At 70.2% G+C, this 24425-nt stretch carries 20 protein-coding genes; 7 read left to right on the top strand and 13 right to left on the bottom strand.

The annotated features are described in order from the left end of the window. Positions 1-46: 46 nt before the first annotated feature. From L3Q65_RS01965 to L3Q65_RS01955, 3 genes are all read right to left on the bottom strand, one after another. Positions 47-877 carry a hypothetical protein gene (locus tag L3Q65_RS01965; protein ID WP_182890835.1) on the bottom strand — a complete coding sequence of 277 codons (831 nt, stop codon included), beginning with the start codon at positions 875-877 and terminating at the stop codon, positions 47-49. Next, positions 874-1161, bottom strand: a complete 288-nt coding sequence (locus L3Q65_RS01960; RefSeq protein ID WP_182890836.1) for a hypothetical protein — start codon at positions 1159-1161, stop codon at positions 874-876. The genes L3Q65_RS01965 and L3Q65_RS01960 overlap by 4 nt, the downstream gene beginning before the upstream one ends. Positions 1162-1448: 287 nt before the next feature. Beyond that, positions 1449-2348, bottom strand: a complete 900-nt coding sequence (locus L3Q65_RS01955) for a Scr1 family TA system antitoxin-like transcriptional regulator (protein WP_182890837.1) — start codon at positions 2346-2348, stop codon at positions 1449-1451. A 267-nt stretch (positions 2349-2615) separates the two neighbouring features. On the opposite strand from L3Q65_RS01955, the gene edd reads away from it, so the two are divergent. Further along, positions 2616-4556, top strand: a complete 1941-nt coding sequence (gene edd / locus L3Q65_RS01950) for a phosphogluconate dehydratase (protein WP_182890838.1) — start codon at positions 2616-2618, stop codon at positions 4554-4556. After that, the gene (gene eda / locus L3Q65_RS01945) at positions 4553-5176 is read left to right on the top strand and encodes a bifunctional 4-hydroxy-2-oxoglutarate aldolase/2-dehydro-3-deoxy-phosphogluconate aldolase (RefSeq protein ID WP_237598657.1); all 624 of its coding nucleotides are present in this window, start codon (positions 4553-4555) and stop codon (positions 5174-5176) included. The genes edd and eda overlap by 4 nt, the downstream gene beginning before the upstream one ends. Positions 5177-5239: 63 nt before the next feature. On the opposite strand, the gene L3Q65_RS01940 is transcribed toward eda, so the two are convergent. From L3Q65_RS01940 to L3Q65_RS01925, 4 genes are all read right to left on the bottom strand, one after another. Continuing rightward, complete coding sequence (locus L3Q65_RS01940; protein ID WP_182890928.1) at positions 5240-5758, bottom strand: regulatory protein RecX; 519 nt, start codon at positions 5756-5758, stop codon at positions 5240-5242. A 437-nt stretch (positions 5759-6195) separates the two neighbouring features. Continuing rightward, on the bottom strand, positions 6196-7239 hold the full coding sequence (gene recA, locus L3Q65_RS01935; RefSeq protein ID WP_009075062.1) for a recombinase RecA: 1044 nt from the start codon (positions 7237-7239) through the stop codon (positions 6196-6198). A 250-nt stretch (positions 7240-7489) separates the two neighbouring features. Next, positions 7490-7684 carry a DUF3046 domain-containing protein gene (locus L3Q65_RS01930; protein ID WP_037713086.1) on the bottom strand — a complete coding sequence of 65 codons (195 nt, stop codon included), beginning with the start codon at positions 7682-7684 and terminating at the stop codon, positions 7490-7492. A gap of 34 nt (positions 7685-7718) precedes the next feature. Beyond that, positions 7719-9548, bottom strand: coding sequence for an Hsp70 family protein (locus tag L3Q65_RS01925; RefSeq protein WP_182890840.1), 1830 nt, complete (start codon positions 9546-9548; stop codon positions 7719-7721). A gap of 141 nt (positions 9549-9689) precedes the next feature. Here L3Q65_RS01925 and L3Q65_RS01920 point away from each other — a divergent pair, with 141 nt between their 5' ends. From L3Q65_RS01920 to def, 3 genes are all read left to right on the top strand, one after another. After that, a complete protein-coding gene (locus L3Q65_RS01920) occupies positions 9690-10898 on the top strand; it encodes a hypothetical protein (protein WP_182890841.1) in 1209 nt (402 codons plus the stop codon). A 79-nt stretch (positions 10899-10977) separates the two neighbouring features. After that, entirely contained in the window at positions 10978-15639 is a 4662-nt protein-coding gene (locus L3Q65_RS01915; protein ID WP_370648167.1) for an ATP-dependent helicase, read from the top strand. Between the two features lie 158 nt (positions 15640-15797). Further along, positions 15798-16298 carry a peptide deformylase gene (def, locus tag L3Q65_RS01910; protein ID WP_037809726.1) on the top strand — a complete coding sequence of 167 codons (501 nt, stop codon included), beginning with the start codon at positions 15798-15800 and terminating at the stop codon, positions 16296-16298. Here def and L3Q65_RS01905 read toward each other — a convergent pair. The 4 genes from L3Q65_RS01905 to L3Q65_RS01885 form a co-directional block, all read right to left on the bottom strand. Continuing rightward, positions 16231-17010 carry a GNAT family N-acetyltransferase gene (locus L3Q65_RS01905; protein WP_237601027.1) on the bottom strand — a complete coding sequence of 260 codons (780 nt, stop codon included), beginning with the start codon at positions 17008-17010 and terminating at the stop codon, positions 16231-16233. The two genes, def and L3Q65_RS01905, sit on opposite strands and share 68 nt — an antisense overlap. Before the next feature lie 1270 nt (positions 17011-18280). Continuing rightward, positions 18281-18997: a VOC family protein gene (locus L3Q65_RS01895; RefSeq protein ID WP_182890844.1), complete on the bottom strand. Its 717-nt coding sequence runs from the start codon at positions 18995-18997 to the stop codon at positions 18281-18283. Positions 18998-19183: 186 nt separating this feature from the next. Further along, positions 19184-19948 (bottom strand): maleylpyruvate isomerase N-terminal domain-containing protein, encoded by a 765-nt coding sequence (locus L3Q65_RS01890; RefSeq protein ID WP_182890845.1) that lies wholly within the window; start codon positions 19946-19948, stop codon positions 19184-19186. Further along, positions 19938-20645: an SAV_6107 family HEPN domain-containing protein gene (locus L3Q65_RS01885; protein ID WP_237598656.1), complete on the bottom strand. Its 708-nt coding sequence runs from the start codon at positions 20643-20645 to the stop codon at positions 19938-19940. The genes L3Q65_RS01890 and L3Q65_RS01885 overlap by 11 nt, the downstream gene beginning before the upstream one ends. 550 nt (positions 20646-21195) lie before the next feature. Here L3Q65_RS01885 and L3Q65_RS01880 point away from each other — a divergent pair. Next, entirely contained in the window at positions 21196-21720 is a 525-nt protein-coding gene (locus L3Q65_RS01880) for a YbaK/EbsC family protein (protein ID WP_182890846.1), read from the top strand. Then, positions 21717-22292: a GNAT family N-acetyltransferase gene (locus tag L3Q65_RS01875; RefSeq protein ID WP_182890847.1), complete on the top strand. Its 576-nt coding sequence runs from the start codon at positions 21717-21719 to the stop codon at positions 22290-22292. The genes L3Q65_RS01880 and L3Q65_RS01875 overlap by 4 nt, the downstream gene beginning before the upstream one ends. 98 nt (positions 22293-22390) lie before the next feature. Here L3Q65_RS01875 and L3Q65_RS01870 read toward each other — a convergent pair whose 3' ends face one another. Together L3Q65_RS01870 and L3Q65_RS01865 are read right to left on the bottom strand one after the other, a co-directional pair. Further along, complete coding sequence (locus tag L3Q65_RS01870; protein WP_182890848.1) at positions 22391-23389, bottom strand: DUF3558 family protein; 999 nt, start codon at positions 23387-23389, stop codon at positions 22391-22393. A 75-nt stretch (positions 23390-23464) separates the two neighbouring features. Further along, positions 23465-24361, bottom strand: coding sequence for a DMT family transporter (locus tag L3Q65_RS01865; protein ID WP_182890849.1), 897 nt, complete (start codon positions 24359-24361; stop codon positions 23465-23467). Positions 24362-24425: the final 64 nt, after the last annotated feature.

The raw sequence follows: 24425 nt of genomic DNA, 5'->3' as shown, positions 1-24425 counted from the left end.
CTCACGAGCTGGGGAGAACTGCCTTGCGCTGCTGGATTTCCGGGGGTCAGCCCACGAATCGCAGGTCCGAGATCGCGCCGCTGGACACGAGCATCACGTAGAAGTCGGTCAGCACGAGCGTGCCGAGCGTCGTCCACGCGAGGGTCATGTGCCGGGTGTTGAGCTTCGTGACCTGCGTCCAGATCCAGTACCGGACGGGATGTTTCGAGAAATGCTTGAGCCGCCCGCCGGTGACGTGCCGGCACGAGTGGCAGGAGAGCGTGTACGCCCACAGCAGCACGACGTTCAGCACCAGAATCACGTTGCCGAGCCCGAAGCCGAACCCGGTGGGACTCTGGAAGGCGACGACGGCGTCGTAGGTGTTGACGAGCGAGACGACGCACGCGACGTAGAAGAAGTACCGGTGCACGTTCTGCACGATCAGCGGCAGCCGCGTCTCTCCGGTGTAGCGCGCGTGCGGTTCGGCGACCGCGCAGGCCGGCGGGGAAAACCACACTGAGCGGTAGTAGGCCTTGCGGTAGTAGTAGCAGGTCAACCGGAACCCGAGCAGGAACGGCAGCACGAGCACGCCGAGCGGCAGCCAGGACGGCATTTCGCCGAACCAGTGCCCGAAGTGGCTTGAGCCCGGGACGCAGGAGGTGGACACACACGGGGAGTAAAACGGCGTCAGATAATGGTATTCGGGCACCCAGTAGGCAGTGCGCACGAATGCCCGGACAGTCGCGTAAACGACGAAGGTGGCCAGCCCCAGCACAGTGAGCAGGGGCGACAGCCACCACCGGTCGGTGCGCAGTGTCCGGGCGGCGAGCAGCGCCCGCCCCGGCGCTCGAACGCCGGTGCGGGCGCGGCTGACGTCGTTGTCAGCGGGGGCGCTCACCGCTGGTCGCGCTTGTAGCCACCGACACCTTCGTCGTCGGCGCCGCTCCACAGCGCCGGATCGTAGGGAGTATCGGGGACAGGAACGCGTTCGACGGGTTTCGCCTGCGCGGGCACAGCGGGCGGGTGCCCGTCCAGATCCGCGCTGTCGATGTCGAGCCGCTCGACGTCGTTGGCCAGCCGGCGCACCGCGGACGCGTCGCCGTAGCGCGATCGCAATGCGCCCACGCACTGCCGCAACTGGCCGATGGTGCGCCGGAGTTCGGCGATCTCTGTGGTGGACATCGGAAGCCTCCCTGGTGGTGGGGCCGGCAGTTCGGGTGACGATCAACGTCGCCAGGTACGACTCTGCCTCGCGCGGTGCACTGTGACAAGTAGCACATTTACCAGAGCGGGGCATGTTGTACCTGTTGACCTGGGGATTTCTCGCCAGATAGGGGCCGAAAGTGGGGTCCGGGACGACGCCGGGACGTCTGACGCGCAAATCGAGCCGCCGATGCCGGTTCGCCGATGAGCGGGACGCGCTCGCGACAGACAGAGAGTTATCCGGAGCTCACCCCACGCAACAGCCGCTAGTCAGCTGGATCCTCGCCCGTCAAGAGCTTCGTCAGTCCGGTCTCGTTCGCGAGCCGCTGGGCTTTCACCTCCTCCGCGAAACCGGCAGCTGCGGCCGACAGATGGTGCAGTGAATCCTCGAAGGCCAGCGCGGACTCGGCCAGCCGCTCGATGATGTCCGCGTACGGGGCGGCTTCCCGGCCGGCCAGGAAAACGCCCGCGCGTTGGTGCGGGCAGTACACGACGTCGGTCGCGTCCCGCAGTCGGTACCGGCTGAACGCGCCCTCCGTCACGACCTCGCTCGGGACGACCTGGATCTTCACCGTCTGCGCAACCTCCATGAGGTACCGCACCTGGCGCAGCATCACCTCGGCATCACCGAAGTGCTGCCGCAGCGCCTCAGTACCGACGAATATCCGCGCCTCGACTGGGTCCGCTCCGAACAGAACCTCGTTGCGGCTCAAGCGATTCCCGACGACGTGCTCCAGGATTTCGTTGTCCCACAGGGTCGGGCCGAACACCAGCCGCGCGTAATCGGGGATTTGCAGCAGCTCCGGGATCTGCAGCGGAGCCCACACGGTCATCGACTCCGCGTGCCGCTCGTGGCCGGCCACCATCGTGTAGTGCGCCGTGTCCGCCTGCGACCCGTACATGATCCAGCTCGACCCGGCCAGTTCACGTGTCAGTTCCATGATCCGCGTCTTCTCCTCGCCGACCACTCCGAGCGCGCCCAGCAACCCGGCCACGTCCTCCAGCGTCGGAACCTCCTCGCCCAGTTCCCAGCTCGACAGCTGCGCCGAGTCGACCCCGACCCACCGCCCCAGTTCGCGCAAACCGAGGCTCGCCTCGATCCGGGCATTCCGCAACGCCATGCCCAAAGCACGCTCACGCTCGTCGGGCATCTCCGAATCTCGCATCCACCGTCACCTCCAGCCGCGGATAGTGCCTGTTTCACATTGATGACGCCCATCGACCGTCAGCAGCCGCAGACACCGGCCGCATACCGCGGCTCAGCGGCAGCGTCCGGCAGTCCGCCGACAGCGGTGCACCCGCCCGACGACCCCGCAAGGGGTTTCTGAATCGATTTTGTTTCCGGAGGGTTTTCGGGTTACCGTGTGCACCGTCACGTTCCCGCGACGCCAGCGCCGCCGTCTCGCGAACCCGTCACGAGCCGGGAGCTTGAGATGAGCAGCAGCCCGAACCCGACCGCCGCGGTGCACCGCGTGCTTGCCGACGTCACCGACCGGATCGCCGAGCGCAGTGCGGACACGCGGGCGGCGTACCTCGCCCGCAGCGCGGCCGCTTTCGAGGAGGGCCCGGTCCGCCGCGGCCTCGCTTGCAGCAACCTCGCACACGGATTCGCCGCCATGGACGGCGTCGACAAGCAGGCGCTGCGCCAACTGCGCGCACCTGGCGTGGCCATCGTTTCCTCCTACAACGACATGCTCTCCGCACACCAGCCGATGCAGGAATACCCGGCGTGGCTGAAGAAGTCGGTCCGCGAAGTCGGCGGCGTCGCACAGTTCGCGGGTGGAGTGCCCGCGATGTGCGACGGCATCACGCAGGGACGGCCGGGCATGGAGTTGTCGCTGTTCAGCCGTGAGGTGATCGCGATGGCGACGGCGATCGCGTTGTCCCACGACATGTTCGACGCGGCGTTGCTGCTGGGCGTGTGCGACAAGATCGTCCCGGGGCTGTTGATCGGCGCGCTGTCGTTCGGGCATCTGCCCGCGGTGCTCGTGCCTGCCGGTCCGATGAACTCGGGCTTGCCCAACAAGGAAAAAGCCCGGGTGCGGCAACTGTACGCGGAGGGGCTCGCGACGCGGGAAGACCTGCTCGACGCGGAAGCCGCGTCGTATCACTCAGCCGGCACCTGCACGTTCTACGGCACCGCCAACTCGAACCAGATGGTCGTCGAGGTGATGGGCCTGCACCTGCCGGGCGCGAGCTTCGTGCCGCCTAATACGCCGTTGCGCAAGGCGCTCACCGAAGAGGCTGGGCGACGCGTCGTCGAACTGTCCCGGGGCGAGGCGTACACGCCGATTTCGCAGGTGCTGGACGAAAAAGCGTTCGTGAACGGCATCGTGGCGCTGCTGGCCACGGGCGGGTCGACGAACCACACGATGCACTTGGTGGCGATCGCCGCGGCGGCTGGGATTCAGCTGAGCTGGGACGATTTCTCGGATCTGTCGGCGGTCGTTCCGCTGCTGGCGCGCGTGTATCCGAACGGCAGCGCGGACATCAACCACTTCCACGCGGCGGGCGGCATCCAGTTCCTCGTCGGCACGCTGCTCGACGCGGGCCTGCTGCACGAGGACGTGCTCACTGTCGCGGGTCCCGGGCTGCGCCGGTATACGCAGGAGCCGATCTTGTCGGACGGCGAACTGGTGTGGCGGGACGTGCCGACGCGAAGCCTCGACGAAGAGGTGCTGCGTCCGGTGTGGCGGCCGTTCGCGCCGGACGGTGGGCTGCGGATGGTGGAAGGCAACTTGGGTCGAGCGGTTACGAAGGTGTCGGCGGTCGCCCCGGAACACCGCGTCGTGGAGGCACCGGCGCGAGTGTTCACTTCGCAGGAGGCGTTCCGGGTCGCGTTCGAGGCCGGGGAGCTGGACCGGGACGTGGTCGTGGTGCTGCGTCAGCAGGGTCCGCAGGCGAACGGAATGCCGGAGCTGCACGGTCTGACGCCTGCGTTGGGGGTGTTGATGGACCGGGGATTCCGGGTCGCGCTGCTCACCGACGGACGGATGTCGGGTGCGTCGGGCAAGGTGCCTGCCGCGATTCAGGTGACGCCGGAGGCCGCGGTGGGCGGGCCGATCGCCCGGATCGCCGACGGCGACGTGGTCCGGTTCGACGCGCGGTCCGGATCGCTGGACGTGCTGATCGCGGACGACGAACTGGCGCGCCGGGACCTGACGGACGCCCCGCCGTCGGAGGCCGCGTGGAGCGGGACCGGGCGGGAGCTGTTCGGGGCGTTGCGGCGCGCGGTCGGGCCCGCTGACCAGGGCGCGAGCGTGTTCGGCGCGCTCACTCCGGAGCTGGACCTCGCCCGGGGCGTTCCGCCATTCGGAAGCGGGACAATGGGCGAGTCCTCGTACGCTCTCCAGACCCAGGAGGTCGGTCAGTGACCACCGGCACGGACCTGCTCGCCCTGTCCCCCGTGATGCCCGTCGTGGTGATCGACGACGTCGGCGACGCGGTGCCGACGGCCCGCGCCCTGCACGCCGGCGGGATCGGGGTGATCGAGCTGACGCTGCGCACGCCGGTCGCGCTGACCGCGATCGAGCGGGTGGCCGCGGAGGTGCCGGACATCGTCGTGGGCGCCGGCACGGTGACGTCGCCGGAGCAGGCGAAGCAGGCCGCCGACGCGGGCGCGAAGTTCCTGGTGACACCAGGCTGCACGGACTCGGTGCTGGACGCCGCGTTCGCCACCGGGCTGCCGTTCCTGCCCGGTGCGAGCACGGTGTCGGAAGCGATGCGGCTGGCCGAACGCGGATTGAGCGCGCTCAAGTTCTTCCCGGCGGAGGCCAGCGGGGGCGCGGCGTTCCTGAAGTCGATCGCCGGACCGCTGCCGCAGTTGCAGTTCTGCCCGACCGGCGGGATCACGGTTTCGTCGGCCCCGTCGTACCTGGCGCTGCCGAACGTCGGCTGCATCGGCGGCTCGTGGCTGACACCCGCGAAGCTGTTGGCGGCCAAGGACTTCGCCGCCGTCGAGAAGCTGGCCGCCGAGGCCGCCGCGCTGCGCTGAGCTGTTCCGGAAACCCGTCGTCTCCGCGCTGGAGGCGGCGGGTTTCTTGGCGCCGCGGGGCGGTCAGTCGACCGTCACGTCGTCCAGCATGCTGGCTTCCGCCCCGAATTCGCGAAGCTCGTCGCGGATCACCGTGTACGCCATGCCCTGCGGATAGCCCTTTCGCGCGAGGAACCCGAGCAGCCGGCGGATCGCGGTCTGCTCGTCGACGTTCCCGAGCGACCCGAGGCGCTTCCGCACGAGTTCGCGAGCCCGTTGTTCCTCGGAGTCCCGATCGACTTCCTCCGCCGCTTGCGCCGCGATCTCCCCGTCGACGCCCTTGCGCCGCAACTCCGCGACCAGCGCCGTGCGCGACAGCCCCTGGTTCGCGTGCCGGTTGCGGACCCAGGTTTCGGCGAACTCGGCGTCGTTGACGAGACCGGCGCGGTCGAGCTTGCCGAGCAGGGTTTCGACGGTCTCGCTGTCGAACCCCTTGCGCTGCAACGCCTGCCGCAGTTCGTCCGCTGTCCGCGGCCGGGCGGCGAGGAGGTCGAAGCAGATCTCCTTGGCCTTCTTGGCCCGCTCCTCCGGAGGCAACTCCATCGGATCGACCTTCGGTGCCCTGGCCACGACCGCACTCCTCTTCCCGGCGCCGCCGCTGGAACGACGACACCGTCACCTCTACCGTTTCCGCCGCCCGACACCACAGCACGACACCGGCGCGAATCCCGGCGGACGATAGCCGCCGAACTCGCACAGGCTCGGACCGGCAAGCCCAGCACCGGCAACCTCTGACAGCCCTGCGCACGCAGCCCCGGGCCGATCCGGCATACCGCGCCGACCGACCCGTCCGCGAGCCGCTGAACCACGCCCGCCGTCCCGCGGAAACCTTCCGCGCAGGACAACAACGCTCCACCGTATCCGGAACACCGCCACGCCCCGGCGAGGCTGTCGCGAGAGACCGCATCGGGTTCAGCGGCGGCCCAGCGTTCGGCCCGAGCACCGGGGAGGGAACCTGCCGATCCCCTCCCCTCCCCGGATCAGAAGTCGACCGGCGCGGGCACTGCCTCGGCTTCGGCGTCGACCTGCGGGCCGATGCCGAGCTTTTCCTTGATGCGCTTCTCGATCTCGTTGGCGATGTCCGGGTTGTCGCGCAGGAACCGGCGGGCGTTCTCCTTGCCCTGGCCGAGCTGGTCGCCCTCGTACGTGTACCAGGCGCCCGACTTGCGCAGGATGCCCTGGTCGACGCCCATGTCGATGAGCGAGCCCTCGCGCGAGACGCCCATGCCGTAGAGGATGTCGAACTCGGCCTGCTTGAAGGGCGGGGCCACCTTGTTCTTGACGACCTTCACGCGGGTGCGGTTGCCGACCGGCTCGCCGCCGTCCTTGAGCGTCTCGATGCGGCGCACGTCGAGCCGGACCGACGCGTAGAACTTCAGCGCCTTACCACCGGTGGTGGTCTCCGGCGAGCCGAACATGACGCCGACCTTCTCGCGCAGCTGGTTGATGAAGATCGCGGTGGTGCCGGAGTTCGACAACGCACCGGTGATCTTCCGCAGCGCCTGGCTCATCAGGCGGGCCTGGAGACCGACGTGCGAGTCGCCCATCTCGCCCTCGATTTCCGCGCGCGGCACGAGGGCCGCGACGGAGTCGATGACCAGGATGTCGAGCGCGCCGGAACGGATCAGCATGTCCGCGATCTCGAGCGCCTGCTCGCCGGTGTCCGGCTGGGACACGAGCAGCGCGTCGGTGTCGACGCCGAGCCGCTTCGCGTACTCCGGGTCGAGCGCGTGCTCCGCGTCGATGAACGCCGCGATGCCGCCGTTGCGCTGGGCGTTGGCCACCGCGTGCAGGGCGACCGTGGTCTTACCGGAGGATTCCGGTCCGTAGATCTCGACGACCCGGCCGCGCGGCAGGCCGCCGATGCCGAGGGCGACGTCGAGGGCGATCGCGCCGGTGGGGATCACGGCGATGGGCGGCCGGGACTCCTCGCCGAGGCGCATCACCGAGCCCTTGCCGTACTGCTTGTCGATCTGCGCAAGGGCGAGCTCGAGCGCCTTGTCCTTGTCGGGTGCTGCTGGCATGGAAGTCCACCTCGCTGGTTGGGGCCTGTGTGTGTTCGGTTGTCCAGATCAAGCTTGTCCGGGGTCCAAGCTCTGTCCGGTCCGACGCTACGGGGAGGGACCGACAATTCCAGGCGCGGCGACCGATCTGTGGATCGCTGGCCCCGTTGTGCACAACACCATAGACGAACAGATGTTCGAGGCTCGCGGCGACACGCCCATGCGCCGCGGTTTTCGCCCTTCGCGCCGACCGGAACCGGCAAACCCCAGGTCAGCGCCGTTCCGGCGGCACCTCGAACTCGACGCAGACCGCTCGCCAGATCTCCTTGGCCGGCGTTCCCGCGCTCAGCGCCTCTTCGACCGTGCGCCCGCCGAGCCCGCTGAACACGTGGTCCTTGGCGAGCATCTCGGCGCGTCCGGACCCGAACTCCTCGGCCATCAGCCGTCGGAACACCGTGATACGCATCGGGCGAATGCTAGCTTTCCCGCGCGAACGGGGATCACTCCCCCGGCTGGACGCTCTGTTCGAAGTAGTCGGCCAGCGCGCCCGGAGTGGCCGCCTGCCCGCCGGAATTCACCTGATAGAGGAAACCGACGAGAGGCCGGTCCTTCACGGTGAACACGAGGACCGCCGACGACTGCCCGGCCGCCGCCGCGTAGTGCCCTTCGAGCGCGTTGCCCTTCCAGTCCGCTTCGGTGCGGTCGCCGCCCGCGGAGGAGAGCAGTCCGTCGGTGTACTGCTTCAGCTCCGCTGCCGACTGTCCCTGCACGTACGTCACCTGAGTGCCCGCGCGCCCCGGCGCGGCGCATGTCGCCGCGGTCCCGAGACTCTTCGCCGGCGCGGCGGGGCCGTTGCCCATGCCGGGAGCACAGCCGCCGTTGTCAGCGACCTTGCCGGCGAGCTGACGCATGCAGCCGGTCAGGCCGGACGAGTCGGCTTGGCCCGGCGTACGGCACTCATCGGCGGTATACGTCTTCACCGACGAACCCTGTGTTGTCAGGAACACAGTCAATCCCGCGGCGAGCACGACCACCACAGCTGCCGCGATGCCGATCAACAGCTTGGTGCGGCTCTTCTTCTCCGGCTTCGCGGGCGTGTACGTCGGGAAGTTGGACGGTGCCGGCGAAGGTTGGAACGGCGGCATCTGCTGTGGCTGCGTCGGCGAGTACGCCGGGTAGCCGCCCTGCGGCGCAGCAGGCGGCGCGTACGGCGCACCTGACGCCACTTGGCCCTCGACGTTCTGCGTACGCATCGACAGTCCGTCTTTAGCGACGTGCTGTGCACCCAGCGCGACAGCCGTCTCAGGCTGGTCGAGACTCGTGGGGACGACGCCGAGCTTCTCCGCGATCATCGACCCGACCAGCGGCAACCGGCTCGAACCGCCGACGAGGTAGATACCGGCGAGACGATCCGAAGTCAGCCCGGCCGAACGCAAGGTCCGCGAGAGCAGCTCCACGCTGCGCAGCATTGCCGGACGCACCAAGCCTTCGAGCTCTCCGCGCGTGACGAGCACGTCCTTGAACGGCTCCGGCATCGGCACCTCTGTCTGCGGATGCCGAGACAGTGCCTCCTTCGCGGCCTTCACGTCTTCTTGCAGCGCGCGTCGCGTACGCCGGTCCGCAGTGGACTCGGGGCGAAGCAGCCGCTGCCAGCGCTGCGGGTCCGAGTGCGACACCTCACGTCCTACGTGGACCATCAGCGCCTGGTCGACGTCGAGGCCGCCGAGGTCGGGCAGACCGTCCTCGGCGAGCACTGTGTAGCCGTTCTGGTTCGCGCCGACGACTGCGACGTCGAAGGTGCCCGCGCCGAGGTCGTACACCGCGAGAGCCTGCCCTGGAGCCAAGGCGCGCTCAGGGAACGACGCGAAGTGCGCAGCAGCCGCGACCGGCTCCGGCACGAGGACCACGTTTCCGCGAATGCCGGCGAGCCGTGCCGCGCTCAGCAGCACGTTGCGGCGCACCGGACCCCACTGCGCGGGGTGGGTGAGCCGCACCTCGTCGGGCTGCTCGCCGCCGAGCTGGCGCGTGGTCTCGTCGAGCACCCGGCGCAGGATCGCGGCGAGCGCTTCGTTGACCGGCACGACGTCTGTGCCGAGCAGCAGCGTCTGCTCGTCGATGCGCCGTTTAGGGTTGGGCTCGAACCGTGTCGGGTCGAGCCGCGCACGACGTTCGGCGTCCCGGCCGACCATGAGCGTGCCGTCTTCCCCGGCGAACACCGCGGAGGGCATGTTGGCCGACCCGTCGACCTCGACGACGCGTGGCGGCCTGCCGTGCGCGGAAAGGACGGCAACGGTGTTGGACGTCCCGAGGTCCACCGACAGGATCCGCACAGTAATTTCCCCTCGACTCAAGCAGCGCTGGCGGAGATGCTGCCACGTGCCCGGTCACCGTGCGTGCGGACCCGCGAAACTCGCGGCGCGCGCAACCCCGGGAACAAACGGAACGTCTCGTCTTCCGAGGACGGGGAGGCAATGACAGAGCTAGCGGACAAGACCCGCCGGGAGCAGTTCGAACGGGCGGCGGCGGACGGCCCGGCGCACTCGTTGCGGGTCGCGGCGGGCAGATGGAGCCGCTCCGGCTACGTGCGCGCGGCAGTGCTGTACCTCGTCGTGCGGGTGGTCGGCCTCGGCGCGCTCGCCGCCATGGCCGCGCCCCGGGACCTGCCGCTCGGCGACCGGCTGCAGTCCTGGGACGGCTGGTGGTACCTGCAGATCGCGGAGCACGGCTACACCGGCGTGAGCAATCCGCTCGACGCTGCCGGGCTGCCGTATCCCGACGCGTCGTACGGCTACTTCCCGTTGTATCCGGCGCTGACCGGGCTGCTCGAGAAGCTGCCCGGGGTGACGTACTTCGGGGCGGGCCTCCTGCTGTCGACGCTCGCCGGGATCGCGGCGGCGACGGCGATGTACCGGATCGGCCGGCTCGTCCACAGCCAGCGGGCGGGGTTGCTGCTCGCGGTGTTGTGGGGCGCCGCGCCGATGGCGATCGCCGAGAGCATGGTGATGACCGAGGCGCTCTTCACCGCGTTCGCCGCGTGGGCGCTGGTCGGCGTGCTCGAACGCCGCTGGTACCTCGCCGCGACCGCGACGTTGTTCGCCGGGCTCACCCGGTCCACGGCGTGTGTGCTGGTCGCCGTCGTGGTGATCGCCGCGGCCATCGACGTGTGGCGGAACAGACAGCGGTGGAACGCGCTCGTGTGCGTCTTCGTCGCGCCGCTCGGCCTGCTCGGATACTGGACATTCGTCGCGGTGAAGACCGGCAGTGTGACCGGCTGGCAAGACGTGGAGCTTCGCGGCTGGAACACGCGTTTCGACGCCGGGGCCGAAGCCTGGCGGTGGATCACGCAGACGCTTTTCACCTCGGGCAACGCGTGGGAAACGCTCGTCGTGCTGGTGATGGTCGCGGCGATCGCGCTCGCGGTTGTCTGCGTCACCGGACGCCGGATGCCGTGGCCGCTGGCCGCGTACGCGGCGGGCGTCCTGGTGCTGGTCCTGTGCAGTGCCGGGCTGCCTGCCCTGAAGTCGAGGTTCGTCCTCCCCGGCTTCGCGCTCCTGCTGCCCGTCGCGATGGGGCTGGCCGGGCGCAAGAAGTCCACGATGATCGCCGCGGCGACGGTGTTCGTGCTGGTCGGGGCCTGGTACTCGGCTTATTCGCTGACCGTGTGGAAGTACGCGATCTGAGCCGATCGCCTCACCCACACGAGGGGATCCGGACCGGAGCCCGCTGCCGGGGCCCCGGAAATTGTCGGGGGCGCCGCGCATGATGGATCCCGTGGCAAACGACGTCCTCGACCTCTTCTCCCCGGCGACCAGCACCTGGTTCGCCGGAGCCTTCGCCGCCCCGACGGCCGCGCAGGAAGGGGCCTGGCGGGCCGCACACGCCGGGCAGCACGCCCTGGTCGTGGCGCCCACCGGGTCCGGCAAGACGCTGTCCGCGTTCCTGTGGGCACTGGACCGGCTGGCGGCGGAACCGCCGCCGGCGAACCCGCGCGAGCGGTGCCGGATCCTGTACGTCTCGCCGCTGAAGGCGCTGGCGGTCGACGTGCAGCGCAACCTGCGCGCGCCGCTGGCGGGCATCTCCCAGGCCGCGCACCGGCTGGGCCTGCCCGCCCCGGAGATCGAGGTCGGCATGCGCACCGGCGACACCACGGCGGCGGAGCGCCGGTCGTTCGGGAAAACCCCGCCGGACGTGCTGGTCACCACGCCGGAGTCGCTGTTTCTCATCCTCACGTCCTCGGCGCGGGAATCGCTGAAGGGCGTCGAGACGGTCATCGTCGACGAGGTGCACGCGGTCGCGGGCGGCAAACGCGGCGCGCACCTGGCGTTGTCGCTGGAACGGCTCGACGCGCTGCTGCCCAAACCGGCCCAGCGCATCGGGCTGTCGGCCACCGTGCGCCCGATCGACGAGGTGAGCGCGTTCCTCGCCGGCGGCCGTCCGGTCACCGTCGTGCAGCCGAAGCTCGCGAAGACGATCCAGGTGCGGGTCGAGGTGCCCGTCGAGGACATGGCGAATCTCGACGGCCCGGCGCCCTCGCCGATGGAGCGGCTCGACGACCTCACGTCGCTGTCGCAGCTGCCCTCGGAAGGCGGGATCGGCACCCAGGAAGAGGTGGCAGGCGCGGCGGTGCAGCGGCCGTCGATCTGGCCCGCGGTCGAGGAACGGGTGCTGGAGCTGATCCGCGCGCACCGCTCCACCATCGTGTTCGGCAACTCGCGGCGGCTCACCGAACGGCTCACCGCGCGGCTCAACGAACTCGCGTCCGAGCAGACCGGTCTGTCCCGGAGCGACGCGTTCCCGGCCGAGGCGGTCGGGCAGTCCGGCGTCACGACGGGCGCGGAGCCGGTCATCGCGCGGGCGCACCACGGGTCGATGTCCCGCGAGCAGCGCACCCATGTCGAAGAGGAGCTCAAGTCCGGGCGGCTGCCGTGCGTGGTGGCCACGTCGTCGCTCGAACTCGGCATCGACATGGGCGCGGTGGATCTGGTCGTGCAGATCGAGGCCCCGCCCACGGTGGCGTCCGGGCTGCAGCGCGTCGGCCGGGCCGGGCACCAGGTCGGCGCGGTGTCCTCCGGCGTGATGTTCCCGAAATTCCGCGGCGATCTGGTGTCGTGCGCGGTCGTCGCGGAACGGATGGCGACCGGGGCGATCGAGGCGGTGCGGTACCCGCGCAACCCGCTCGACGTGCTGGCCCAGCACGTCGTCGCGATGGTGGCGCTCGAACCGTGGACGGTGCCGGAGCTGGCGGCGCTCGTCCGGCGGGCGGCTCCGTTCAGCTCGCTGCCGGACGACGCGCTGCACGCGGTGCTCGACATGCTCGCCGGCCGCTACCCGAGCGAGGAGTTCGGCGAACTGCGGGCACGGATCACGTGGGACCGGGTCGGCGGCGAACTCCGCGGACGGCCGGGTTCGCAGCGGCTGGCGGTCACCTCCGGCGGCACGATCCCCGACCGCGGGCTGTTCACCGTGATGACGCCGGGCGACGAGGGCAAACCCGGCTCGCGCGTGGGCGAGTTCGACGAGGAGATGGTGTACGAGTCGCGGGTCGGCGACACGATCCTGCTCGGCACCTCGTCGTGGCGGATCACCGACATCACCCATGACCGGGTGATCGTCGTGCCCGCTCCGGGCCAGCCCGCCCGGATGCCGTTCTGGAAGGGCGACGCCGCGGGACGGCCGCTGGAACTCGGCCGGGCGCTCGGCGCCTTCGTCCGCGAACTGTCCACTTCGGACACCGCAGCGGCGCGAGAACGGGCCGCCGCGGCCGGGCTCGACCAGCGCGCCTGCGACAACCTGCTGGCGTATCTGGAAGAACAGAAGTCGGCGACCCGGCACGTGCCCAACGACCGCGTCATCCTGCTCGAACGCTACCGCGACGAACTGGGCGACTGGCGGATCGTGCTGCACTCGCCGTTCGGCGCGCAGGTGAACGCGCCGTGGGCGCTCGCGATCGCCGCGCGGCTGCGGGAAAACCGCGGCGTCGACGCCCAGGTGGCGCACTCCGACGACGGCATCGTGCTGCGGCTGCCCGACGCACTCGATGCCGACGGCGGCGAGGTCGCCATCACCGCCGACGACGTCCTGCTGGATCCGGAGGAGGTCGAGCAGTTGATCGTGGCGGAGGTCGGCGGCTCGGCGGTCTTCGCGGCGCGGTTCCGGGAGTGCGCGGCACGCTCGCTGCTCCTGCCGCGCCGGGATCCGCGGCGGCGCACGCCGTTGTGGCAGCAACGGCAACGGGCGTCGCAACTGTTGTCGGTGGCGGCGAAGTACGAGCGGTTCCCGGTCGTGCTGGAGGCCATGCGCGAGGTTCTGCAGGACGTCTACGACGTCGGTGGCCTGCGGGAGCTGATGGCCGATGTCCGGGCGCGCAAGGTGCGGCTGGTCGAGGTGGAGACGCCTGCCGCGTCGCCGTTCGCACGGAGCCTGTTGTTCGGGTACGTCGGGATGTTCCTGTACGAGACGGACGCTCCGCTGGCCGAGCGACGAGCGGCGGCGCTGGCACTGGATTCCGCGCTGCTGGCCGAATTGCTGGGCACGGAAGCGATCCGCGAGCTGCTCGACCCCGAGGCCGTGGCCGAGGTCGAACGGTCGTTGCAGCGGCTCGATCCGGATCGGCACGCCCGGTCCGCGGAAGACGCGGCGGACCTGCTGCGGTTCCTCGGCGATCTGTCCGTCGCGGAAGCCGCGGAACGCGGGATTCAGCAGGGATGGCTGGAAGAGCTCGCCTCGGCACGGCGCGCGATCCAGGTGCGGATCGGCGGCGAGGAGCGGTATCTGGCCATCGAGGACGCCGGGCGGGTGCGGGACGCGCTGGGCGTCGCCCTTCCGGTCGGCGTGCCCGAGGCGTTCACCGAGCCGGTCGCGGATCCGCTGGGCGACCTGCTCGGCCGCTACGCGCGCACCCGCGGTCCGTTCTCCGCGACAGCGGCGGCGGATCGGTTCGGGCTGGGCTCAGCGGTCGTCACCGGCGTACTCGACCGGCTCACCGGTGAAGGCAGGCTGGTCCGCGGCGAGCTGAGCCCGGTCGGGCATCCGGAAACCCATGGCGTGGGCGTCGAATACTGTGACGCGGCCGTACTGCGGCGGTTGCGGCGCGCGTCGCTCGCTCGGCTGCGGGCAGAAGTCGAGCCCGTGGAACCGGCGGCGTTGGGCCGGTTCTTGCCCTCGTGGCACGGAATCGGCGCACGGCTGCGGTCCGCGCCGACGGCCGACGACGTGCTGTCGGTGGTCGAACAGCTTGCCGGTGCGCCGTTGCCGGCGAGTGCGGTGGAGTCGCTGATCCTGCCGAGCCGGTTGCCGGGCTACTCCCCCGCGCTGCTCGACGAACTCACCACCGCGGGCGAGGTCACCTGGGCAGGCTGCGGTTCGCTCTCCGGCGGGGACGGCTGGCTGGCGCTGGCTCCGTCCGACGTCGCGGATCTGCTGCTGCCCGAGGTCGAGGAGAATCCGCCGGCCAGTCCGCTGCACGACGCGATCGTGACGGCGCTGGAAGGCGGAGCGTTGTTCTTCCGCCAGCTCGTCGACCGGGTCACGCCGGGTCTGGAGCAACCGCCGGACGACGGCGCCGTGGTGGCCGCGCTGTGGGATCTGGTGTGGGCCGGACTGGTCACCGGCGACACGCTCGCGCCGCTGCGCGCGCAGGTCGCGGGACACGGCGCACACAAACCGCGGCGGCAAGCGCCACGCGGCCGATACGCCCGCATGCGCGCCGGCCGTCCGGCGATGCCGTCGCGCACCGGGCCGCCGACCGCGGCCGGCCGTTGGGCGCTGACCCCGCCTCGCGAGGCCGACCCGACGCGCCGCGCACATGCCCGCACCGAGGCATTCCTGGAACGGCACGGGGTCCTCACCCGAGGAGCGCTCGACACCGAACGGGTCACTGGCGGGTTTTCCGGGATCTACAAAGTGTTGCGCGGCATGGAAGACACTGGACAGGTCATCCGCGGCTATGTCGTCGAAGGTCTCGGTGCCGCACAGTTCGCTGCGAAGGGCGCGGTCGACCGGCTGCGTGCCCTCTCCAGCACCGCGCCTGCATCAACGGCCCGAAACGACAACGCGCGTGCCGTCGTGCTCGCCGCCGCGGATCCAGCACAGCCGTACGGAGCGGCGCTGTCCTGGCCCGCCGCGACAGGCGACACGAAACACCGCCCAGCGCGCAAAGCCGGAGCGCTGGCGGTGCTGGTCGACGGAATCCCAGCCCTGTACGTCGAACGCGGCGGCCGCTCGTTGCTGAGCTTCACCGAGGAACGCAGTGCGCTGCAAGCCGCCGCGGCCGCGTTGTCGACCGCGGTCCGAGAAGGCTGGCTGGGCCAGTTGGCCGTTCAGCGCGCGGACGGAGAACACGCGCTGACCTCGGAACTGGCCGAGATCCTGCAAGAAGCGGGCTTCCGCGCGACTCCGAAGGGACTCCGGTTGAGAGCTTGACACTGCCGGGGCGGCGGCTCGGCCGAGCCGCGAACGCGAGCGCGTCCGGTCGGCTCTGCCGTGCGGCCAAGCGGGGTGCTCGGTGGACCCGCGCAAGGGAAGCAGGTGGTGTCACTAGACTTCTCGTGGCCCCTCGGTGGACAAAAGGACGTTCGATCATGGCGATGCGCGAGTTGCGCTACTTCGGTGACCCGGTGCTCAAGTCCGTGTGCGACCCGGTGACCACGTTCGACAGCAAGATCGAGGCGCTGGTGAAAGACCTCCTCGACAGCGTGCAGCCGGAGGGCCGGGCGGGGCTCGCCGCGCCGCAGATCGGGGTCGGGCTGCGGGTGTTCAGCTACGACGTCGGCGGGCTGACCGGGTACGTCATCAACCCGGAGATCGCCCACCTTTCCGAGGAAACGCACGAAATCGGCGAAGGCTGCCTGTCCGTGCCGGAACTGTGGTTCCCGACGGTCCGCGCGAAGCACGCCGTGGTGCGCGGCGTCGACCTGCGCAACGAGCCGATCGAGGTCGAGGGCGTCGACGTGCTGGCCCAGTGCCTCCAGCACGAAACCGACCACCTCGACGGCAAGCTCTACCTCGACCGGCTCACTCCCGACCGGAAGAAGCAGGCGCTGCGCGAGGCGCGGGGCAAAGACTGGTTCTGGAACCGCTGACCGCCCGCGGCGTCCGGGCGGCGGCGAGCCGGAGCACCGTGCCGTCGTCCGAGCCGGTTTCGACCCGCAGCCCGGCGCGAACAGCGGTCCGGGCCATGGCGTCGTTGCCCGGAAGGCGGACCGCAATCAATTCCGTGGTCCCGCCGGCCTCGGCGAGGGCGACCAGCCGAGCGAGCAACGCCGTGCCGATTCCCTGGCGCTGCCAAGCATCCTCGACGAGAAGCGATACCTCGGCCGTGCCGTCTCGCTGGGAAATCAACTGCCCGAACCCGATCACGTCCCGGCCGCACACCGCGAGCAGGCTGGTTCCGCGCGGCGGCATGAGCAAGCGGTGCAGCCATTTCCGGGGTACCGTGCGCAGCCCCGTGTGGTAGCGGTTGAACAACGTCTTCGCCGAACAGCGAAGATGCACCGCGCCGATCGCGTCCGTGTCCCGCGGGGTACCGACCCGCAAAATGACCGCCGCCCCGTCTGGACGGTCGAGCACGACCGGACCGGCCAAGTTCTGCTCCGCCGCTGCCAGCAGTTCCAGGAAGGCCGAGGCCTGGGCAAGTTCGGGTTCGGCGAACGCCACCCATCGCCGCCGAGCGACGAACGCCTGCCCGTCTCCGAAGGGGAAAACCGCCCGGTGCCCGCCTTCGGTACGCCCCGGGTTGGCCTCGCTTGCCGGGACGAGCGTCACGAGATCCGCGGACAGGACCACCCGCAACATCGGAGCGCGGCAATCCGGATCAACAATCGCCCGCCGCGCGGCGACGAGTGCTGTGGCGGCTGAGTCGCGAAGTCCGCGAACGGTGGTTTCGGCAACTGCCTCTCGCATGACGGCATCAGCTGTTGCCTGCGCCTTCCCGCCGTCAGGTTCGGCGGCCGTCTCGCCCTCGGCGGTGCGGGAAGTTGTTGCCGGAGTGGGCAATTCCCGAATGTCAGTCCCGATGCACCACTCGCCCGCGACTGGAAGCGAAGTAGTCGCCGAAGCACGGCCTGCCTCGGCATCGAGTCCGTAAGCGGCATCCCAGCCAGAGGCGGTCGCTGCTGAAGGGGCACGGAGTTCGTGCACGGAAGCCTCGGCGGACGTCTCCCCGCTGGTGAGGGACGCAGTGGTCCGCGAAGACTCGCGAGGTCCGGTATCAACGACTGCCGCAGAGTCGACCGGCCGCGAAGTGTCCTCGGCGCTCGTCTCCTTGCCGGTGAAGGGCGCTGGAGCACTGCGTCGTCCGGGATTCGCTCCAGGGGTTGCCTCCCGACCAGCAGTTGCTGGGACGTCGAGCGGCCCCGAAGACGGCTCAGCGAGGGACGCCGATGCGTCGCGTCGTCCGGCATCGGCACCAGAAGTTGTCTCCGCGTCAGCAACTGCTGGGGCGTCGAGCGGCGAGGTGGGTTCGGTGCGTGTCGCCGGGTCGGGGATTTTTCGGATATCCGCGGTCGTCGACCGGGCAGGGGCGGGTGTTTCCGGGATGGGGGTGAGCAGTTCTCGGGCGGCGTCGGCGATCGATTCTTCGGTGGCGAGTGTGGTGGCAACTGGGGCGGGGATGGTGGTTTCGGTCATCCCCAGGCAGTCGCCGCCTTCGTCGCGGAGGGCGTCTATCAGGAGGTGCTGGGGCAAGCCTGCTGCTGGGCGCAGTACGAATTCGTCCAGGACGCCGCCTGGGGCTGGGTATCTGGTCAGGCCGAGGATGCTGCATTCGAGGTCGGCCAGTCGGATGGCGAAGCGGGCCAGCGTGCCGGGGTGGTCGTCGGAGCGGACGCGTACCCGCCAGGCTTGGGTCGGCGGGAGGTTTTCGTTGGAGTGACGTGGGTTTCGCTCGGGGCGAGGCAGGTGTGCCGGTTCGTCGGGGGTGGCGTTCGCGAGGAGGCTGCGGGGTGTCGAAGGCATGTCCATGGACGTACCGTCGCCGACGCACGTAACCAGGGGTGTCCTGTGGTGTTTCGGGTGTGTCAGAGGGTGGTCGGAAATGTGTGATCTGCGGGAAACAGCGGTGGGGTCAGTTTGAGAGCAGGAGACCGAATTCGTTGTCTTCAGGGTCGGTGAAGTGGGCCTGAGAGGCGTTGGGCTGATGGGTACCGACTGGGTGAGCACCGGCGGCTTGGATGCGGGCGGCTTCGGCGGGGTGGTCGCCGGACAGGTCTAGGCAGAGGCGGTTTTTGCCGTGTTTCGGGGTGTTCACGCGCAGGAATTCGAGGGTGGGGCCGCGGCCGGCGGGGTTGCGCAGGGTGGTGATGGCGGGTTCTTCGGCGGTGATCGGCCATGCGGTGAGCGGGGACCAGAAGCGGGCTAGGCGTGCGGGGTCCTGTGCGTCGATGACGATCGCCGCTACGGCACCGGAATTGGCGTATTCCGCGCGGGGTTCCAGCACACAGAACTCGTTGTCTTCGGGGTCGGCCAGAACGATCCACGGGACGTGGTGCTGGCCGATGTCGATGGGGCGTGCGCCCAGGGAAACCGCTCGGGCTACCGTTTCGCGCTGGTTTTCGCCGGAGGTGCTGGAGAGGTCCAAGTGGAGCCGGTTTTTGGCGGTCTTCGGGCGGGAGGTCGCGGCGAAGAGCAGGGTGAGATCGCAGCCGTCGTCGGGTGCGGGTTGGACGGTGGCCTCGTCCGGGGATTCCGTGGTGAGCTGCCAGCCTAGGAGGCCGGACCAGAAGCGGGCCAGGCGTGCTGGCTGTTCGGCGGCGATGACCAGGTTGGCCAGACGTGGTGCCATGTCGCCACGGTAGCGGGCAGGGCCGACGAAAACGGCGGGTCGCGGCGGCGCAGCGGGTGCGGGATCGGGTGAAAGAACTGTGCCGGCAAGCGCGGGGGTATCACGCTTGCCGGCACAGCCGGATCGCCACGGTGGTCTGGAAACAGCGCAGAACCGGGAAGCTTCCCCGCTTTCGGTTCTCGAACGCTATCTGGTCGCCAGTCGCAGCAGGGCCCAGGCTTGGGCGGACAGCTCGTGGTCTCCGTCGGTGTGGACCATGGTCACCGGGACTCTTCCCCAGAGCCAGAGGTACACGTTCGCGGGCGAGCCGGTGACGATCGCGTCCGCGGCGTCGGCTTCTCGGGAAGAGCAGCGCCAGGCCTCTGTCTCGCCGGGGCCTGCTCTCGCGATCCAGCTGTGGCCGCCGGTGTGGAAACCCACTGTGCCGTTTCGGGTTCCCGAGACGCCCATGGTGGTGAGTTTGTGTCCGAAGTAGAGGGTGAGGGCCTCGTCGACGCCGTCGGCGGCCAGGTCGTCGGGCACTGTCGAGTCGCCGGTTCCGGCTGCGTTTTCGGCGTCCACTCGGTGCACGAGGGTTTCGTGGAGCATGCGGCGACGCCAGAAACCGTGGGTCGGATCGGCGGACCACCAGGTGGCGGCTCGGGTGGCCGGGTCGTGGTCGGCCAGTGCGGCTTCGAGTTCGGTGCGGGCCGCGGAGTAGAAGTCCGCCACTGGCTGGCCGGGCAGGGGCTCGCGCCACGGTTCTGGCCGGCGGCCTTCGCGGATCCAGCCGAGTACCTGCCAGTAGACGGAGCCGACGTGTTTGAGCAGCTCGTTCAACGTCCAGCCGGGGGCGGTGGGCACCGGCGAATCGGGTGACGCCGAGTGCGCCACCTCCCCCAGCAGGTGCGCCTCCACGGAGAACGCCTCGAGCAGCCGGCCGTGGTCGACCGTGCCGAGTTCACGCGACATGGGCTTCCCCGGTCATCGGCAGGCCGTGCACGACCCGGCGGACGAGTTCGAGGAACTGGGCGGTCGCCTCAAGCAGGCCCGTGGCGAGTTCGGCGGTGACGCGACCGCTGATGCCCGCTTCGGCGGCGGCCCGGGTTTCGGAGTGGTCGGCGAAGAACGCCGACCACTCGCGCAGTTCGGGGGCGACGGCGTCGAGCAGCACCCAGCCGCTGGCCGGACGGCCCCTGCCCCGGCGCGGACGGCCCCGGACGGCGAGCACCGCACCGGCGCCGCGCAGGGCGGCGAGGTAGGCGCCGATGAAGCGTTCGGCTGGGTCGCGTTCGTTTTCCGCGTGGTCGAGTCCGCGGTTGGCCTGGGCGAGGAGGGCGACTGCCTCGGGAGGGGCCGGCGGGCGCAGGGACAGCGGAAGCTGCGGCTGGCCCTTGGCGCCGGAGCGGCGGGCGGACGGTTCGGCAGAGGGCCGGACCGCTGCCCGGGTGCGGTGGACGACCTGCCTCGGGGGCGGACCGCTGGGCACGGGGGCTTCGGGGACGTGGTGCACGGTTGGCTTGGGGGTTGGGGCGCGTTCGGGCTGGGGAGCCGCGGCCGGGGTGTTCTCCGACGCGAAGGGCAGCGCGGGGTTGGTCGCCGGAGCGGCAGGGTTGACTGCCGAAGCGGAGGGCACCGGCTCGGGCGAGGAACCGAGGCCGGATTCCACGGCAGGAGACTGAGCAGAGTCAGCCGCCGAGCCGCTTCCCGGCGCGGGCGACAGGCTTGGGCCAGATTCCGCAGCACCGGACTGGGCGGAGCCGGCGGCAGAACCGCTCTCCGACGCGAGCCAAAGATCGAGCCCGGGCTGAGCGGAGCCAGCCGCCGAAGCAGGCGACGGAACCGACGCGGCAGAACCAGCACCCGGCGCCTGAGCAGCGCCGCCAGCAGCAGAAGCACCAGCAGCACCCGGCCGTTCCACCGGTGCGCCGAACGTCAGCTGTTCGCCCACCGCACCAGGTCGGGGTGCCTCGGCGGCACTGTCCGCGGGGGACACGACCGAGACGGACATGGCGACCCTCCTCCTGCTCGGGTGGGCCCGGCCGGGGGCCCGAGGTGCTTCCCCCACCCCGGGACCGGCCGGTGCGCTCCCACCGGGTATCGAACGTCTGTTCGATCTGTTTCCAGAGTAGCCGCGCCGGGCAATCCGCTCAACCCCGCTGGTGGAATCCGGGCACGTGGTGCGGGACACGGCTGCACCGGCGTGGTCTCATAACGGAGTGAGCACCCACGACCATCCCGCTGTCGCCAAGGTCACCGCCGCGCTGGGCGAGGCCGGGCTGCACGCCGCCGCTGACGGAGTGCGGGTGCTGCCCGCTGAAGCGCGCACCGCCGCGCAGGCCGCGGAGGCGCTCGGCGTGCCGGTCGGCGCTATCGCGAACAGTCTGGTTTTCCGCGCCCGCAGGAATGACGGGGCGGAGGTCGCGTTGCTCGCCCTTACTTCGGGGGCGCATCGGGCCGAGGAGTTCCGGCTGGCGGAACTCGCCGGGGTCGCGGAAGTCGGCAAGGCGGACGCGGCGTTCGTCCGGGAGCACACTGGGCAGCCGATCGGGGGTGTCGCGCCGATCGGGCATCCGGAGCGGCTCGTGACGCTCGTGGACACGGCGTTGCGCGGGTACGCCGAGGTGTGGGCCGCGGCGGGGCATCCGAAATCGGTCTTCCCGACGACGTTCGACGCGCTCGTCACGCTCACCGGGGGCACCCCGGGCGATCTCGCGGGCGAAGGGGAGGATGGTCGACTGTGACCGCGATGTCCTCCTCCGGGTGCTCCCGGTACGTGCAGCTCTCCGCCGACGAGTTCCGGTCCCGGCTGCCGGAAGCGCTGGCGATCTACGTGAACGCCATGCGCTACCCCGAGGGCACGGCCGAGCAGCGCGCGCCGATGTGGCTCACGCACGCGCTGCGCGAGGGTTGGCGCTGCATAGCCGCCCTCGACGACAACGGTGTCCTGCTCGGCATCGCGTACGGCTACAAGGGCCGCGCCGGGCAGTGGTGGCACGAGCAGGTCCGGCACGGCCTGACCCGCCGTTCCGGGACCGAGGAAGCCGAGCGCTGGCTGGCGGACTACTTCGAGCTCACCGAGATCCACGTGCGCCCGGAGAACCAGGGCAAGCAGATCGGCGAGGACCTGCTGCGCAGGCTGCTCGACGGCGTGCCCAGCGCGAACGTGCTGCTCTCCACTCCGGAGGGGACCAGCCGGGCGTGGAAGCTGTACCGGCGCATGGGGTTCGTCGACGTTCTGCGCGACTACCAGTTCACCGGCGATCCGCGGCCGTTCGCGATTTTGGGGCGGGCGCTGCCGCTCGAAGCGCGGTAGGACCGCCGCGCGCCCGGTTTCGGACCGGGCGCGCGGCGCGCTCGCCTACCGCATAACACGGCCCCCAGAAGGCCCGCGCACCGGCAAATCGCGGGCGATCAGGCGCGGCCGAGCGACGGCGCCACTGTCTTGGCCACGGCGACCGCCTTCGTACAGGCGGTGCCGGTGTCGAGTCCGCTGGCGGGCTCGCCGCTGAACTGCACGGAGACGATCTCGCCGTACCCGTGCGCCTCGTCGTCCTTCGGGGTTTCGATCTTGCGCCAGGTCGCGTCGCAGCTGACTACGCTGCTGTCTTCGTCCTTCTTCTGGATGGCCGTGACGCCGCTGCCGAGGTCGGCGGGCTGGCCGTCTTCGGCGTCGGCGGGCAGGCCTTGGTACAGGTGCACCGAAACCTGCGGGTAGTGGGTGTCGTCGCCGGACCAGAAGTCGCATTCGTGCAGGCTCTTGGGCTCCACAAAGGACTTCTGCCCCAGCGCGGTCTCCACGGCCTGCTTGCCGGCGACGGCACACGGGTCGGTCGTCAGCACGGAACCGGGCATCTGCTGGTACTGCGGCGGAGTGCTGTGCAGGGCCTGCACGACCTTGGCCAGCGCCGCGCGGCCGAGCGCGCACGCGTCGCCGCCCGGAGCCTTGGCCTGGAAGGTGATCCCCAGAGACTGCTCGAACGACGTCACGACAGAGACCCAGCACGACCCTGGCTTGTCGTTGTCGACGACCAGCGGAAGGCCTTCGAGCTTCTCGGCCGGGTCCTTCGACATGATCAGCTGGTCGCCGACGCGCAGCACCAGTTCGACGGTCTTGCCGCCGGAGTCCTTGACGTTGACGCTGCACTCGCCCCATTCGGAGGACGAAAGGCTCGACTGGTCCGGAGTGCCGAGGGCGCCGAGAGTCTTGGCGTCCAGCAGCGCGCACGGATCCACTGTTCGCAGGGCCGCCGCCTGGACGGCGGGGTCGGTGATCGGGGGTTTCGCTTCGGAGGCGGGAGAACCCGCGGCGGCGGTACCCGCGGTCGAGCCGCCACAGCCCGCGAGGGCGGCGAGCAGAGTCGCCCCCGCTGCCAGCGCCGCTGCCCGGAATATTCGGTTTTCGGTGATCATGCGCGGCACCGTAGCGGAATCTGCCACCCGTTCGTGGCGAAATCTCCAAGAATGCGGACAGTCCGTGAATGATGCTCACCGGGGCTCAGGTCGCCAGTAGCCGACCGCGAGTGCCGCGACGAGCAGCACCGCGCCGCCCCACGCGAACGTGCTCAGGCGCTCGTGCAGGAAAACTACCGAAAGCACCGTCCCGGTAAGCGGTTCCAGCAGCGCGGACAGTGCGCCCAGCACCGGGTGGGCACCGCCGAGACCGCGGAAGTACGCGGCGTACGCGACGGCTGTCGGGACAACGCCGAAGTACACCGCCAACAGCAGTACGTCGGCGTTGGCGGGCAGGCTCATGCCGAGCCAGAGTGCGGCGGGTGTCAGCAGCAAACCGCCGGTCAGGCAGCCGAATGCGGTGGTAGCCAACGGTTCTAGGCCATTGACGGGCTCCGCTGTGACGAGCGTGAGCACGGCGAAACCGGTCGCCGCGAGCAGCGCGAAGCCTAGGCCGCCGACAAGCCGAGCGGGTGACGTCGCGGTCTCCGGCGACCAGCGCAACAGCACGAGCCCCGCGACGGAGCCGCCGACGGACACCAGCGTCCACAGCTGGGGCGCGCGGCGGCGCTGCACCGCGGAGACCATCGTGAGCACAACGGGTGCGGCGCCGATCGTGGTCATGGTCGCGACGCTGACCGAACTGAGCGCGACGGCAGCGAAGTAGCTGGCTTGGAAAAGCGCGAAGAGGGCGCCGACGAGAAGGAGACGGCGCCAGGTTTCCTTGGCGGGAAGGCGAAGTCCGCCGGTGAGAGCGACGTACGCCGCGCTCGCGGCGCCGCCGATCAGCAGGCGGTAGGTGGCGACGGCGAGCGGGTGCAGGCCGGCTTGCTGGGCGAGAAGCGAGCCGGACAGGCCGCCGGTTCCCCAGAGCACGCCGGCGAGGACTAGGGCGGCCGACGAGCGGGCGCGCGAAGGTACGGCAACAGACATTCGGAAGTGGGCTCCTGCGTCGAAGGAATCGGAAATCGACGACGCGGGACAGCGTGTGCCGGCC

This window comes from Amycolatopsis sp. FU40 (assembly GCF_021903635.1).
Taxonomy (GTDB): domain Bacteria; phylum Actinomycetota; class Actinomycetes; order Mycobacteriales; family Pseudonocardiaceae; genus Amycolatopsis; species Amycolatopsis dendrobii.
The sequence above is the reverse complement of the archived record's forward strand: the minus strand, read 5'-3'. Positions and strand labels throughout refer to the sequence as shown.